Origin of the sequence: Mucilaginibacter litoreus (assembly GCF_042676805.1) — a bacterium.
Lineage (GTDB): Bacteria > Bacteroidota > Bacteroidia > Sphingobacteriales > Sphingobacteriaceae > Mucilaginibacter > Mucilaginibacter litoreus.
Map to the genome: position 1 here is coordinate 300,759 of NZ_JBHTHZ010000013.1, position 15,000 is coordinate 315,758.

The following is a 15,000-nucleotide window of genomic DNA, read 5'->3' on the forward strand; positions in this document are numbered from 1 at the left end:
TATGGAGAAACCTTTACAACCAAACAACGGTACCTGCGGGTGCCAATTAATTATAAACTAACATTAAACCTATTATGCAAATTAAACTCAAGTTTTTTGTGGGTATTGCTTTGCTATTTTGTTTTGTTAGCCAGGCTTATTCACAAACCCTGCGCTTAACAGGTAAAGTAACCCAAAAATCCGACGGCCAGAGTGTGCCGGGCGCTTCAGTAGCCCTTAAAGGAACCTCTATTGGCACAGTAACAGATGTTAACGGTAATTACACGCTTAACATTCCTGCCAATGGTGGTGTAGTTGTAGTATCGTTTATCGGGATGACTACAATTGAAAGAAACGTAAGCCAGGCCGGCTTACAAAATTTTGTGCTGGATGATAACACGGCCAGCGCGCTGAACGAAGTAGTAGTGGTGGGTTACGGTACACAAAAAGTAACCACAGTATCGGGTGCCATATCGGTAGTGAAAAGCGCTGATATCAAAAAGCTGAATGCTACCCGTGCCGAAGAAGCCTTACAAGGCCAGGTATCTGGTGTAACGGTGGTTCAGCAGGGCTCGCCGGGGGCAAGGCCAACAGTATTGGTAAGGGGTATCCCGTCATTCTCTGGTAACGATCCAACTGTTGTAGTAGATGGCTCGATCCAGACCCTGGATGATTTTAATTCCATTAACCCCTCGGATATCGAATCGATCAACGTATTGAAGGACGCTGCTACAACCGCTATCTATGGTTTAAAAGGTGGTAACGGTGTTATTGTGGTGACCACAAAATCGGGCCGTAAAAATCAGAAAAACGAATTCAGCATCAACAGTAATTATGGTTTGCAGGAAGTATCGCGCCGTATTGGCGTGTTGAACGCTACCGAATACGGGGCCATTGTTAACGAAGGTAGCGTAGCTTCCGGTGGTAACATCATCTTCCCGGATCTTTCTGTTTTAGGTACCGGTACCGACTGGCAAAAGGAAGTGTTTAAGATAGCGCCTATGCAATCGCATAATATTTCGGCACGTGGTGGCAGCGAAAAAATGTCGTATTTTTTATCCGGAGGTTATTTAAGCCAGGGCGGTATAGTAGGCGGATACGATAAATCGCACTTTAACCGTGGTACTTTTACAGCTAATTTAAACTTTGATTTCACTTCTAAACTGAAATTTATAGTTAATACAACCGGCGTGCTTTTGAACAATAAGGGTGTGCAGGAAAACTCTTTTAACAGTGTTATTGGCAGCGCATTGAATTTTGATCCTACTGTATCGGTTTACAACACCGATCCGTCAGTAGTAAGCAAATATGGTTACAGCAACTTATTGCTATCAGAGATATTCAATCCGCTTACCAAGCTTGACAATACCTATAACACTAATACCGGCAGCAAAATTTACGGTAAGTTTGAGTTGCAGTACGATATCATCAAGGGCCTTAAAGTAAACAGCCGTTTTGGGTACACTAAATATGATGATAAATCGAAAACTTTTACGCCGCTTGTATTTTACGGCCCACTTAACGTAGAGAATGGCCTTGATGCTTTTGGTAACGCCATAGACGGCAGGCACAATAATGTTGCACAAAGTAAAAACAGCAACTTTAACTATACCTGGGAAAACTTTGCCAATTATACTTTCAATGTTGCGCAGGATAACCATTTTGAAACTGTGTTAGGCTTTTCGATGGCCAAAACAACCGGCAACGGCATGAATGTGGCAAGGCAGGATGTGCCGTTCAACTCGTGGGAGTTTGCAGATTACTCTGCCGCGACCGGTACCAACAGCGCCGATAACCCTAACGCGCAAACAGGAGGTTATTACCAGTATTTCAGGAGAAACCTTTCCTATTTTGGCCGCGTTAACTACGATTACAAAAACAAATACCTGGCATCATTTTCAGCACGACGTGATGGTTCTTATGCCTTTGGTGTCAATAATAAATTTGCCAATTTCTATGCAGGCTCATTAGGTTGGGTAGTTACCAGTGAAGATTTCTTTAAACCTTCGTTTATCGATTACCTGAAAATACGTGGTAGCTACGGTTCAACCGGTAACGAAAATACATCGCCGCAATACATTCGTGTGGTTACCGGCGGTCCTGATTATGGCTCTACTGCCAATAGTAACGGTTATAACTTTGATAACGCATTTTATCCGGGCTCTACCATTGCCACTTCCAGGAATGATGATCTGGCATGGGAAAAACAATTGCAGGGCAACGTAGGCTTTGATATAACTTTGCTTAAAAACAAATTATCAATCTCTGCCGATTACTATCAAAAGAAAGTTAACGGCTTATTATTTACCCCTTCGGTATCGTTGTATTTAGGTACTGCACAAATCCCGACTGCAAACATCGGTTCTACAAAAAGCAGCGGTTTTGATATCAACATCAGCTACAACGAAACCATTGGCAGCAACTTTAAACTGAACAACTCTTTCAACGTGACTACTGTTAAAAACAAGGTTACCGCTACCAATTCTGATGGTACCGCTAAAATTATCGGCGGAAGCTATTTTAACGGCCAGTCGCAAACCGTTACCGTGTTTGAGAAAGGCTTTACACCGGCTTATTTTTATGGATATAAAACAGATGGTTTGTTCCAGAATGCGGCAGAGGTTGCGGCTCATGCCAGCCAGCCGGGCGCTCAGCCGGGCGATATCCGCTTTGTTGATACCAACCATGATGGCGTGATCAATGCTGACGACCAGGTGAAAATTGGCGATCCGTTCCCTAATGTAACCCTGGGCTGGAACCTAAGCATGGCTTACAAAGGGTTTGATTTCAGCGCATTTACCTACGCCTCATTAGGTAACGATATTTACAGGGCTTATGAGCGTAACGCCAACTTTGCTAACAAATACCGTTCGGTATTAGGGAGATGGACAGGTGAGGGCTCAACAAACGATGCTACTACGCCACGCTACTCTTTTACCGATGCCAACAGCAACATCCGTGTTTCTGACAGGTATGTAGAGGATGGTTCTTTTGTTAAAGTGAAAAATATCCAGTTAGGGTACACTTTCTCAAAAACGGCTATCCGGAATGTATTTAAAAGCCTAAGGGTATACGCACAGGTTAAAAACGCGTTCACCATTACCAAGTACTCAGGATACGATCCGGAAATATCAGGAGGAAGTAACCTGTTGGAAACAGGCATCGACCGTGGTGCATATCCGCAGGCGCGCGTCTATACACTAGGCCTTGATATAAGTTTATAATACTTAAACTGAAGATTGATGAAAAAGATATATATAAAAATATTCAGTGTTGTTGCGCTCGCGGCTGCACTTACCTCATGTAAAAAGTTTATTGATTACGATCCGCATGAAGATTTTGTTGTTACCGATCTGGATTACCTGAAATCGGAAAGCGATTACCGTACCATGGTGATCAGCGCTTACTCACCATTGCAATGGTTAAACCAGGTGGTGGTTATTGGCGATATCGCCTCTGATAACTCTGTTGCCGGTGGCGAAAGCGCTTCAGACGTATTGCCGCTACAGCAAATAGATGATTTTTCTGTTACGCCCATCAACTCTACCCTGCAGGATCTGTGGCAGGTGGCTTATGAAGGTGTTAACCGTACCAACTACCTTTTACAATATAAAGATAAGAACCCGGCAGGGCAGGCGGTAGGTTTTTCTGGTAAGGATGCGTTGTATGGTGAGGTTAATTTTTTACGTGCGTACTACTATTTTACACTTGTTAAAATGTGGGGCGATGTACCTTTGTTTACAGATAAACGCCTTAGCCTGACAGATTCAAGAAGCCTGCAAAGATCGCCAAAAGCAGATGTTTACGCCCAAATAGAGAAAGACCTGAAAGCAGCCATTGATGTTTTACCGGCCACTCAAACTCAAAAAGGCCGCATAACCAAGTATGCTGCACAAGGCTTATTAGGCAAGGTATATTTATATGAAAGCAAATTTACCGAGGCTGATGCCGTGCTTGAGCCAATAATTAGTTCAGGAGCGTTTAGCCTTGTTGATGATTATGCATCAATCTACCTCGCATCAGGAGAGAATGGCCCGGAATCTGTTTTTGAAATACAATATACTAATGGGTCGCCTTATTATAACTGGGGTGGTGCCACTCGCGGCCAGGGTAACTACGCGGTTCAGCAAAACGGTATCAGAGGGTTAAGCGGCAGTGCAAATATGCCTTATGCCGCAGGCTGGAGTACTAACCTGCCAACACAAGACCTGGCTAACGATTATGCTGCGGGCGACCAGCGTAAAGCTATCACAGCCTTTGACATAGAGGCTTACAAAACCGCCCATCCCGATTATGGCATTACTTACCAGGTAGCGCCCTATAAAAATACCGGTTTATATAACGGTAAATACCTGCCGCGTAAAGGCGAGACATCTGGTCAGATAGAGCTTAACTATCTTAATAACTTCAGGATCATGCGCTACTCTGAAGTGTTGTTAATGGCGGCAGAGGCCATTAACCGTAGTGGCGGCGATGATAACAAGGCCAGAGGATATCTGAACCAGGTACGCAGGCGCGCCTTTAAAGATGATAACCATGCGGTTACCGCTTCGGGTGATGCGCTTAAACAAGCCATCTGGAAAGAGCGGAGGCTTGAACTGGCTATGGATGGCGATCGTTTTTTCGACCTGGTAAGAACAGGGCAGGCAGCTTCAGAGCTTACCGGTTTTGTAACCGGAAAGAACGAGGTGTTCCCGATTCCGCAGCAGGAGATAACTATTTCAGGTATTACTCAAAATCCGGGATATTAACCTAATTATTACAATCATGAAGGCAATAAAATATTTTTTAAGCGTAACCCTGCTACTGGCTGTTATAACAGGCTGTAAAAAGGATTATACCGATACATCGTTTGTTCAACAGGCTGCCGAACCGGGCAAACTGGGCGTAATGTTTGATATTACCCAGGACAATACCGGCATGGTAACCATTATACCAAGCGGTGAGGCCATAACCAGCTATGATGTATATTATGGCGATAACGGCGAAAACTTTGAAAAAGTTAACGCTGGCAAAACCGCCCAGCATAAATATGCGGAGGGCGTTTATACTGTAAAAATTGTGGGACACAGCATCAGCGGAAAATCTGTGGAGCTGAGTCATGAACTTACTGTATCGTTCAGAGCGCCTGAGAACCTGGAGCCGGCTATTACAACCAGTGCCTTAACAGTTACCGTTGATGCAAAGGCGTCTTATGAAACCATGTTTCATGTATACTATGGCGATGAAACAGGTACCAACCCCGAGCCGTTTGATACCTTTTTAGAAGGGCAGCCCGCTAAGCACACTTACGCGGCAGCCGGTACTTATACCATCAGGTTAGTAGCGCTAAGTGGTGGTGCAGCTACAACAACATATCAGCAAACAATAAAAGTGGGTAAACAAATAGATCTGCCGTTAAATTTTGACGATCCAATCTTTGATTATACCATGAGCGATTTTGGCGGTAATGTGGCATCTGTAGATGCAGACCCGGCCAATAATGCCAACAAGGTATTAAAGGTGGTTAAGCCTAACGGCGCCGAAGTTTGGGCAGGTACAACTTTGGGTACGGCAACAGGTTTTGCTACTAAAATCCCGGTTTCTGTTTCAAACTCAAAAATGACCATGCGGATCTACTCTCCGGCAGCAGGGCTTACTATTAAGCTGAAGTTGGAAGAACACGCCGAAGGCACACATTCTGTGGAGACAGACGCCGTTACTACCGTAGCCAACAAGTGGGAAACGCTTACTTTCGATTTCAAGAATAACTCTCAATCAACCCCGCCACTTAACAGCGCTTATGTTTATGATAAAGCATCGGTATTTTTTGATTTTGGTGTAATGGGTACAGGTAAAGTGTTTTATATAGATGACCTGGAAATACCAACACCACCATCAATGATATTAGGCATACCAATTGATTTTGAATCGACAGAATTGAATTATGCTTTTACAGGATTTGATGGCGGTGCAGCCTCTGTGGTTAATAATCCTTCTGCCACAGGTATCAATACCAGTGCAAAGGTAGGCAAAATGGTTAAAAGCGCGGGGCAAACCTGGGGTGGCGCATTCCTGCCTTTAGATAATCCTATTGATTTTTCAACTAAAAAGATATTTAAAATGAAAGTTTGGTCGCCACGTGTGGGTGCAAAGATCCTTTTGAAAGTTGAAAACCTCACCAATGGCGGTATAAGCTTCGAAAAGGAAACGGCTACTACAAAAGCTAACGAGTGGGAAGAGCTGACCTTTGATTACAGCGCCATCAATACAGCAAACTCTTACCAGAAGTTGGTATTGATACTAGACAATGGCACTGCAGGCGACGGCTCTGCCAACTATACATTCTATTTTGATGATATCACCCTTAACTAATTAATAGGAGTAATGAAAAATAATATAAGAATATTGATGGCAACCTGCCTGGCGGCCATCATCATAATAGTGAGCTGTAAAAAGCCCGAATACAGTTTTGGTAAAATAGTTACGCCTACAGATGTCGCACTGACAACTGATATTGAAGGTGTAGACGCCACTAACCCTAACGGAAGCGGAAGCGGCAATGTTGCAATTACCATTAAAGCAGCAAACGCTGTGTCTTACAAAGTTGATTATGGCGACGGGAATACCGAAATGGTACCTTCGGGCCAGGTGACACACAAGTACTCAAACCCAGGTACTGCCGATTACAACATTATAGTAAGCGCTATAGGCACCGGTGGTGTAACCTCAACCCTTACAAAAAAAATAACCGTTTTTGTAGACTTTAAGATACCTGCCGAAATATTGCAGGATTTAACCAATGGAAGTTCGCAAACATGGGTAACCGCCCGCGAAACCCCAGGCCACGTTGGTGTAGGCCCGGCAGATAGTTTCGGTCCGGATTATTACGCTGCTGAGCCAAACCAGCGTTCAGAGTGTTTGTACGATGATGAAATGACTTTTAGTAAAGATGAGAACGACAAAGTAACACTGACCATTAACAACAAAGGGCAGTCGTTTTCTACTGCAGGTGGAACTGCAACCTATGGCGTTTCTGGTCCGGATGACTGCTATAACATTGATGTATCTGCACCGCGTAAACTTACGTTTATGAACGCCACATCTAACTCAACGGCACAAAATTCCACCCGTATACAATTTGTGGTGCCTGGTAATGGTTTAATTAACTTTGGTACCGGCGGTAACACATATGAGATACTGTCTATTACACCTACAACCATTACCTTACGTAACATAGGTGCCGATGGACTTGCATGGTACCAGAAATTTAAAGTAAAACAATAATTATATGAAAAAACTAAGCATATACTTGTTTATTGCATTGGCAACAGCATTTGCCGGTTGCAATAAAGAAAACCACAACGCCGAAGCAGCAGTTGGGAAGCCATCAAACATTGAGGTAACTTATACGCCGAGCACCGATAACAGCGGCAATGTCACCTTTGCTGTTACAGCTAAGGATGCGGTATCTTATGAGTTTGATTTTGGCAATGGTGTGTATCAGAACTCAACTTCAGGTAACCTTACTTATAAATATCCGGTTGCCGGTACTTATACGGTAAAAATCACCGCAAAAAGTGCAACCGGTAAAATTGCCACCCAAACTACGCAGGTTACAGTTACAGCAAGTGAAGCGCTGGTATGGTCAGACGAGTTTGACACCCCTGGTGCGCCAGACCCGGGTAAATGGGGATATGACCTGGGCAATAATAATGGCTGGGGTAACAACGAGGCCGAGTATTACACCAACCGCACAGATAACGCGGTAGTTGCCGATGGAAAGCTAAAGATCATCCTGAAAAAGGAGAATTATAATGGTTATAATTATACATCTGCAAGGTTGCTGACCAAAGGCAAGTTCAACTTTAAATATGGCAGGGTAGAGTTTAAAGCCAAGTTGCCTACCGGTGGCGGTACGTGGCCTGCATTATGGGCGTTAGGTAGCAATATAGATACTAATCCCTGGCCTGCCTGTGGCGAAATAGATATCATGGAGCATATAGGTAACCAGCAGAACAGGGTATTAGCCACACTGCATTACCCGGAGCATTACGGCGGTAATGGCGTGAGCAATGCTACTATGGTGCCAACCGCATCTACCGAGTTTCATGTATACAGCATGGAGTGGAGCGCAACCACAATTAAATTTGCGGTGGATGGTACCGTGTACCATACGTTTGCCAACAGCAGCGCTACACCTTTCAATGCCAACTTCTTCCTGATAATGAACCTGGCTATGGGCGGTAACCTGGGTGGAGCAATTGACCCAAGCGTTAACAGTGCCACTATGGAGGTTGACTACGTTAGAGTTTATAAATAAAATACTTAGCATACGCCATTAATTAATGGTGTATGCTTTTATCCACCCCTAACTAATTTATGTTATATAATAAATATATACGTTCAACGGCCCTTACCTTTGCATGCAGTGCAGTACTAACGGGTTTAAGTGTCACGAGTACTTATGCGCAGAGCCGCACTAAAGGCAGCGTTTTGTTTTTTGATGACTTTGCCGGAAATAAGCTCGACCGCAGTAAATGGACGCCGGTGGTAACAGGCTTTCATGTTAATGATGAGTTGCAGGCTTACGTAGATTCGGGCGCTACCATATCACTGGTAAAAGGTGCAGCTGCAGAGGGCGCTGCAAACGGTGCCCTGGTATTAACGCCAAGATATTCGCCGGGTTTTAAAACCTTTGATGGCCAGCAGTTCGACTTTATATCAGGAAGATTGATGACCAAAGGTAAATTTGATTTTACTTATGGTACTGCCGAAGCCCGCATTAAGTTAACGGTTGCGGATGGCTTGTGGCCTGCCTGGTGGATGCTTGGCAATGGCGACTGGCCTGCCAGTGGCGAAACCGATATTATGGAATTTATTGGCGAAGGGGACTGGGTAAGCGCTGCTGTGCATGGCCCGGGTTACAGCGGCGAAACGCCTTTTGTAAACCGTTTGTACCTGCCTAAAAATAATGATGTTACCAAATGGCATATTTATGCAGTTGACTGGACACCCGATAGCCTGGTATTTAAATACGATGGTGTGCCTATGTTCAGGGTTACGCGTACCATGGCAGAGCATTATGGAAAGTGGGTGTTTACCGACAAGCAGTACCTCATACTTAACTTTGCGGTAGGCGGTATTTATCCATTTAAGATCAACGGCCTCAAAAAACCATATTATGGTTTATCCGAGCATGCGCTAAATTTAATAAAAGCCAATAAAGCTAAAATGCTGGTAGACTGGGTAAAGGTAACCGGTTACAAGAAGTAAAATAAAGGAGCAGGTTTTAAAACCGCTCCTTTATTTTTTTAGTCAGTTAGTTAGTTTTAAATCCCTGAAATTGTAATGCCGGGTTATTTACAAATCTGTACCTAACCTCTGTTTTGTTTGGAGAGATCAATTCTGTTACGGGTACCTCAAGTACATTGCATATCTCAAGCAAACGCAATAAGGTTAATTTAGAGTACCCGAGTTCAATTTTAGAATAAGCGTTTTGAGAAACATTCATACGCATGGCCAGGTATTCCTGCGTATAGTTCTTACGCTCTCTTATCAATCTTATATTAGTCACAATATCATCTACTTTTCTGTTAATATGATTTTTCATGGGATTATAACTGTAAGATATTAATAACTAACGAAAATAGTAACTCAACGGATTTTGATTATTCTTTTACACAACTGTAAAATTTTTTTAATGAACACAAACCCTGCAACTATTACAGGGTTATACAATAGTATTTTGCCAACACTACCAAGCGAGCCGAAACAAAAAGCGGTGAGTTATAACATATAACTCACCGCTTTTTATGTATTCAAAGCTTATCAAGATCATTCAGCCCCGGTACATTTGCATATTTAGTGTTTCTTTTGCCCTGTATACTGTTTTTCACCGGCTTCAATTTTCATAGGTACATCATTTTCCGGCGGGGGCATTGGGCATTGGTATCCATCACTATAAGCGCAGTAAGGGTTATAAGCCTTATTAAAATCAATTTCTAATTTACCATCCTTTATTTGTGTGGCCCTCAAGTCAAGATAACGGCCGCCGCCATAAGTTTCATTACCGTTGGTTTCATCAGTAAAAGGCAAAAATAAATAATCTTCAAGGCCCGGTTTTTTGGCTAAAGCAAGGCTGCGATAAATACTTAACTGGTAAGGCTTACCTTTTAACTGAAATCTGGCGATGGCAAAACGCACGTATTCTTTTTTTGCACCGGCAAAAGTTGGTATATATAATACGGTTTCACCAGGTAGCAATTCTATATCAGCCATTACCTTAAAGGTACTGTCGGCATTGTAAAATTGCAGGTAGGGTAGGTCGGCCTCTTTTAACGGCAAATGGCTATCTGATAAAAAATCTGCCTTGTACTGTTTACGATGTTCAGTAATAGCATCAGTATAAGATTGAGCATATACTTGCATTGTACATAGCAAAAGCAGGATCAAAAGGTATCTCATGTTCAAAGATAATCAGTTAGAATTTTAACGGCTATATTTTTCTAATGACTTTCTAATAATTTATTAAGACTAAGTCTTAATAAAGATATATATTTACGCCCAAATTATTGATATGCAGTTAAAAACCTTTACGCTGATCCTTTTAATAAGTATAATTTATGTGGGTTCTGCCGCCGCGCAGGTACTCACCCAGGAAGACTCGCTCGCGGCAGGCCTTATTAACCGGCAGCAGGCAACGGTACTGTCTGGTTACGGCGAGGCCAAGTATGGTATTGATACTAAACGAAAAAGTGCTGAGGCCAGCTTAAAGCGGGTAGTATTATTCCTTGGGCATAAATTCAATAACAAGATATCCTTATTTACCGAGCTTGAGGTAGAGGACGCACTTGTGTCTCAATCGGGTGAGGGTGTTGGTGGTAAAGGTGGTGTATCATTAGAGCAGGCTTTTTTAAAGTTCAACCTAAACCCTAATACTTATTTGGTTACCGGCTTAATCGTACCCCGCATAGGTATCATCAATGAAAATCACTTACCTACAACCTTTAACGGGGTAGACAGGCCATACCTGGAAGAGCAGCTTATCCCAACAACATGGCGCGAAGTGGGCGTTGGCCTTTATGGGCAATTTACACGTATACCAGGCTTAAATTACAGTCTTGCGTTAACAAACGGTTTAAACTCTGAAGGTTTTAGCAGCGAAGGCGGCATAAACGGCGGGCGCCAGTTAGGGCAGGCCAGCAATGGTTTAAACTTAGGCGTTAGCGGCGCTTTGCTGTACTATGTTGGCGATTTCAGGATTCAGGCATCGGGCTATATAGGCGGCTCCACCGCAAAAGAACAGCGTGTAGCGGATAGTTTACAGCTAAACTCGGGTGCTTTTGGCAACGCGGTGAGCTTGGGTGAAATGAATGTACAATATAACAGATCGGGTATAGGGGTGCGTGTATTGGGTACCATCATTAATATTAAGAACGCGGACGCTATTAACAGGGCGTTTGCTAACAATACACCGCAGCAAATGTATGGTGGTTATGCAGAATTGGGATATGATGTTTTGTATCCTAAAAACAAAGGTGAAAAATCTTTTACAGTATTTGGCCGGTTTGAATACATTAATCTGAACGCAAAGATTCCGTCGAACGGTATCGAAAACGAAGCTAACGAAAAGCGTTACATCGTTGGGGGCTTTACTTATAAGCCTATCCGCGGGATAGCCATCAAGGCAGATTATGTAAGGCGTATTACAGGTGATTTTAACCAGGCACTTATCGTAACGCCTTTCCCACAGCAGGTACCCTACTTTAAAAATAATGGTTTTATAAATCTGGGTGTAGCCTATAACTTTTAAGCCCATGAGCAGCAGAAGACAATTTATTAAATCAGGGTGCGCGGCATGTATATTAACGGCATCAGGCCTGTCTTTTTTAGAATCATGTTCAACCCCGCTGCCTATGATAAAGGTTGCAGGGGATAATAGTAATTTGATAAAGATAAACGCCGACAGCTTTGGCCCGGGGAAGGGTAATATGCTGGTATTACGCACCAAACAGTTAGAGTACGATATACTGCTGATTAAAAATGCCGAAAATTATAAGGCGCTTTATTTACGCTGTACGCATGAGGGTGTAGGGCTTACGCCTGCAGCTAACAAAATATTTTGCAGTGCTCATGGCAGCGTTTTCGATCTTGACGGAAAGGTGGTTAAAGAACCTGCTTTGCGCCCCTTGCAATCTTATCCAACCGAGTTAATTAACAACCAAATCATCATACATTTAAGCTAAACCAAATGAATACATCTATCAAAAAATCCCTGACACTGGCCCTTCCTTTGTTTATGCTTGCTGCGTCATGCTCAAAGGATAAAACCCCGGATAATAACCCGGATACGGGCGAATTGAAAAAAGAAGTGCTTGCAAATATCGCCAATAATGTCTGTACCGCTTCTTACGAAGATATGTATGCCAAAACACAAGAGTTATTAACTGCCGTTACTGCTTTAAATGCAACTACTAATGACGATAACCTGGCTACAGCACGTTTAAAATGGAAAGCCATCCGTGTAACCTGGGAGCAAAGCGAGGCCTGGCTGTTTGGCCCTGTTGAGTCAAATAACATCGACCCGCGTATTGACACCTGGCCTGTCGATTTTAACTTGTTCAACCGCGCCTTAAACGGGACAGACGAGCTTAACGAAGCTTATGTAAACGGTTTGGACGATGCTGCAAAAGGTTTTCACCCTATTGAATTTTTGCTTTGGGGGCAAAACGGCAATAAAACCGCGGCACAGTTCACCACACGCGAAAAACAGTTTTTATTAGCCCTGACACAAAACCTTACATCACTTACAAAAGAAGTACGTGATACCTGGACAAACGGCTACAACAATCAGTTAGCTACTGCAGGCAATGGTTCGGCAGAGTTTAGTACACAAACGGCTGCATTTGTGCAGGTTGCCGACGGGATGGCCGGCATTTGCGATGAAGTGGCTAACGGAAAAATGAAAGAGCCATTTGATACCAGGGACCCATCTAAAGAAGAAAGCCCTTTCGCAAAAAACTCTACAATAGACTTTACCAATAATATACAGGGCATACTGGCTATTTACCAGGGCCGGTTTACTAAAGATGGAAAAGGACTTGAAGACATTGTAAGAGAAAGCAACCTTTCATTGGATAATGAGATAAAAAGCAAGCATGCGGCAGCCATATCAGCTTTGCAGGCAATTGATAAGCCATTTGGAGAGGCCATAACATCAGAAGAATCAAAGGTGCAAAATGCAATGGATAAGGTTAATGACCTTGCCGAGGTAATAGATGGTAAGCTTAAGCCATTTTTACAGCAGTATACTAAATAATTAGGCGATAATTAAGAGATGAGAAAAACTTCCGTAGCAGTACTGTTTATCCTGGCAACCATGTTTGCCTTGCAGGTTGCGTGCCGTAAGGCCGATGCTTTAAAACCCGATGACAACCCTGATAGCGAATGGCTCAGCGGTGGAAGCCAGACTGCGTTTGACCAGGGTAGCGGCGCTTTTTCTCATGCTTTTGGATCTTTACCGGCCCACCTTATCCGTGTGCATGAAATTGGCGATGCGCAATTTAATGCAACGTTTGTATCGGCGCCTGCCCCGCTTAACCCGGGGTTGGGGCCGATATTCAATAATGTTTCCTGTGGGTCGTGCCATGTGTCTGATGGCCGCGGCAAGGTCCCTGGCCTTGGCGAATCAGCTGCGAACATGTTATTCAGATTAAGCATCCCTGGTCAGGGCGAACATGGTAATCCTGTTCCTGTGCCTGGTTATGGCGATCAGTTGCAAACACGTGCTTTGCTGGGAAAATCACGCGAGGGAGATGTTGCTATAACTTATACTGATAATACCTATAAGTTTGCAGATGGCAGTACCTATAACCTCCGTACGCCTACCTACACTTTTACCGGTTTATACACCACCATGCCAGGCAATGTTATGCTGTCTCCACGGGTAGCGGCACCTGTTTTCGGGTTAGGGCTATTAGAAGCCATTACCGAGCAAAACATTCTGGAAAATGCAGATCCTGATGATCGGGATAATGACGGTATCAGCGGCAAGGCCAACAGGGTATGGGATGTTTACAGCCAAAAAACAGTATTAGGAAGGTTTGGATGGAAAGCCAACCAACCTAACTTGCTGCAACAGGTTGGCGCAGCTTATAATGGTGACATAGGTATCACCAGTTTTTTGTTTCCTAAAGAAAGCAGCGAGGGGCAAACGCAATTTGATAGCGACCCTAACAGCAAAACCTACGAACTAAGCGATAGCCTTTTATATAGTACACATTTTTATGTGCGCACACTTGCCGTACCGGTAAGGCGTAATGTAACAGATGCAACGGTTGTTGCAGGCAAAGCGCTGTTTATATCGGCCGGATGCGCCAAATGTCATAAACCGGATATGCGTACAGGGGTAGATGTTACTATGCCACAGGTAAGCAACCAGCTGATACACCCTTATACAGACCTGTTACTGCATGACCTTGGAACAGGCCTTGCAGATAACCGCCCGGACTTTTTAGCCGGCGGCACCGAATGGCGAACCGCACCGCTTTGGGGTATTGGCCTGACACAAAAAGTAAATGGCCATACCAATTTTTTACATGACGGCCGGGCAAGGAACATTATGGAAGCTATTATGTGGCACGGCGGTGAAGCATTAAGCGCTAAAAATAAAGTGAATAATATGTCTAAAAAGGAGCGGGATGCACTTGTGTCGTTTGTTGAATCACTTTAATAGGTATGTGCATTACACTTGTTGATCGCCGCGGTATAAGCCAACAATCCCTAATGTGCCATAACTTTGATTAAACATGGTGCCGATACCACAATAAGGGACACTAACCATAAAACCGCCGCTGATTACGCCAAAGAACAAGATAACAGTACACTGTTCAGTGTTTTAAAAAAAAGCCGGACTTATTAACGGTGATAAAGCGGGTAAATAGTTTACCAACGATTTAACCAAACAGGGGGCTGGCTATTTAGTCGGCCCTTTATGTTATATTTCTTATACGGCTGATGGCAAGCTTAACGTTTAAAATG

The 15,000-nt window shown here is 43.5% G+C and carries 12 protein-coding genes; 10 read left to right on the plus strand and 2 right to left on the minus strand.

Annotated elements, in window-relative coordinates; all coding sequences use genetic code 11:
- Positions 1–74: 74 nt before the first annotated feature.
- The 6 genes from ACFQZX_RS14695 to ACFQZX_RS14720 are packed head-to-tail and all read left to right on the plus strand — an operon-like array spanning position 75 to position 9,234.
- Complete coding sequence (locus ACFQZX_RS14695; RefSeq protein ID WP_377116709.1) at positions 75–3,203, plus strand: SusC/RagA family TonB-linked outer membrane protein; 3,129 nt, start codon at positions 75–77, stop codon at positions 3,201–3,203.
- Between the two features lie 18 nt (positions 3,204–3,221).
- A complete protein-coding gene (locus ACFQZX_RS14700) occupies positions 3,222–4,730 on the plus strand; it encodes a RagB/SusD family nutrient uptake outer membrane protein (RefSeq protein ID WP_377116711.1) in 1,509 nt (502 codons plus the stop codon).
- A 16-nt stretch (positions 4,731–4,746) separates the two neighbouring features.
- Entirely contained in the window at positions 4,747–6,333 is a 1,587-nt protein-coding gene (locus ACFQZX_RS14705) for a hypothetical protein (protein ID WP_377116713.1), read from the plus strand.
- A gap of 12 nt (positions 6,334–6,345) precedes the next feature.
- Entirely contained in the window at positions 6,346–7,245 is a 900-nt protein-coding gene (locus ACFQZX_RS14710) for a PKD domain-containing protein (protein WP_377116715.1), read from the plus strand.
- Between the two features lie 4 nt (positions 7,246–7,249).
- Positions 7,250–8,281 (plus strand): family 16 glycosylhydrolase, encoded by a 1,032-nt coding sequence (locus tag ACFQZX_RS14715; protein ID WP_377116717.1) that lies wholly within the window; start codon positions 7,250–7,252, stop codon positions 8,279–8,281.
- Positions 8,282–8,340: 59 nt separating this feature from the next.
- Positions 8,341–9,234: a glycoside hydrolase family 16 protein gene (locus ACFQZX_RS14720; RefSeq protein ID WP_377116719.1), complete on the plus strand. Its 894-nt coding sequence runs from the start codon at positions 8,341–8,343 to the stop codon at positions 9,232–9,234.
- 46 nt (positions 9,235–9,280) lie between these two features.
- Here ACFQZX_RS14720 and ACFQZX_RS14725 read toward each other — a convergent pair whose 3' ends face one another.
- On the minus strand, positions 9,281–9,571 hold the full coding sequence (locus ACFQZX_RS14725) for a helix-turn-helix domain-containing protein (protein ID WP_377116721.1): 291 nt from the start codon (positions 9,569–9,571) through the stop codon (positions 9,281–9,283).
- 251 nt (positions 9,572–9,822) lie between these two features.
- Positions 9,823–10,389, minus strand: a complete 567-nt coding sequence (locus ACFQZX_RS14730; protein WP_377116723.1) for a DUF1684 domain-containing protein — start codon at positions 10,387–10,389, stop codon at positions 9,823–9,825.
- Positions 10,390–10,537: 148 nt separating this feature from the next.
- Here ACFQZX_RS14730 and ACFQZX_RS14735 point away from each other — a divergent pair, with 148 nt between their 5' ends.
- From ACFQZX_RS14735 to ACFQZX_RS14750, 4 genes are all read left to right on the plus strand, one after another.
- Positions 10,538–11,773, plus strand: a complete 1,236-nt coding sequence (locus ACFQZX_RS14735) for a hypothetical protein (protein WP_377116725.1) — start codon at positions 10,538–10,540, stop codon at positions 11,771–11,773.
- A 103-nt stretch (positions 11,774–11,876) separates the two neighbouring features.
- A complete protein-coding gene (locus ACFQZX_RS14740) occupies positions 11,877–12,206 on the plus strand; it encodes a QcrA and Rieske domain-containing protein (RefSeq protein ID WP_377116727.1) in 330 nt (109 codons plus the stop codon).
- Positions 12,207–12,211: 5 nt separating this feature from the next.
- Complete coding sequence (locus tag ACFQZX_RS14745; protein WP_377116729.1) at positions 12,212–13,279, plus strand: imelysin family protein; 1,068 nt, start codon at positions 12,212–12,214, stop codon at positions 13,277–13,279.
- 18 nt (positions 13,280–13,297) lie between these two features.
- On the plus strand, positions 13,298–14,692 hold the full coding sequence (locus tag ACFQZX_RS14750) for a di-heme oxidoreductase family protein (RefSeq protein WP_377116731.1): 1,395 nt from the start codon (positions 13,298–13,300) through the stop codon (positions 14,690–14,692).
- The last annotated feature ends 308 nt before the right edge of the window (positions 14,693–15,000 follow it).

Excerpts from the sequence above, each read along its gene's own strand:
- ACFQZX_RS14695 (WP_377116709.1), top strand. The coding sequence starts at position 75 with ATGCAAATTAAACTCAAGTTTTTTGTGGGTATTGCTTTGCTATTTTGT.
- ACFQZX_RS14700 (WP_377116711.1), top strand. The coding sequence starts at position 3,222 with ATGAAAAAGATATATATAAAAATATTCAGTGTTGTTGCGCTCGCGGCT.
- ACFQZX_RS14705 (WP_377116713.1), top strand. The coding sequence starts at position 4,747 with ATGAAGGCAATAAAATATTTTTTAAGCGTAACCCTGCTACTGGCTGTT.
- ACFQZX_RS14710 (WP_377116715.1), top strand. The coding sequence starts at position 6,346 with ATGAAAAATAATATAAGAATATTGATGGCAACCTGCCTGGCGGCCATC.
- ACFQZX_RS14715 (WP_377116717.1), top strand. The coding sequence starts at position 7,250 with ATGAAAAAACTAAGCATATACTTGTTTATTGCATTGGCAACAGCATTT.
- ACFQZX_RS14720 (WP_377116719.1), top strand. The coding sequence starts at position 8,341 with ATGTTATATAATAAATATATACGTTCAACGGCCCTTACCTTTGCATGC.
- ACFQZX_RS14725 (WP_377116721.1), bottom strand. The coding sequence starts at position 9,571 with ATGAAAAATCATATTAACAGAAAAGTAGATGATATTGTGACTAATATA.
- ACFQZX_RS14730 (WP_377116723.1), bottom strand. The coding sequence starts at position 10,389 with ATGCAAGTATATGCTCAATCTTATACTGATGCTATTACTGAACATCGT.
- ACFQZX_RS14735 (WP_377116725.1), top strand. The coding sequence starts at position 10,538 with ATGCAGTTAAAAACCTTTACGCTGATCCTTTTAATAAGTATAATTTAT.
- ACFQZX_RS14740 (WP_377116727.1), top strand. The coding sequence starts at position 11,877 with ATGATAAAGGTTGCAGGGGATAATAGTAATTTGATAAAGATAAACGCC.
- ACFQZX_RS14745 (WP_377116729.1), top strand. The coding sequence starts at position 12,212 with ATGAATACATCTATCAAAAAATCCCTGACACTGGCCCTTCCTTTGTTT.
- ACFQZX_RS14750 (WP_377116731.1), top strand. The coding sequence starts at position 13,298 with ATGAGAAAAACTTCCGTAGCAGTACTGTTTATCCTGGCAACCATGTTT.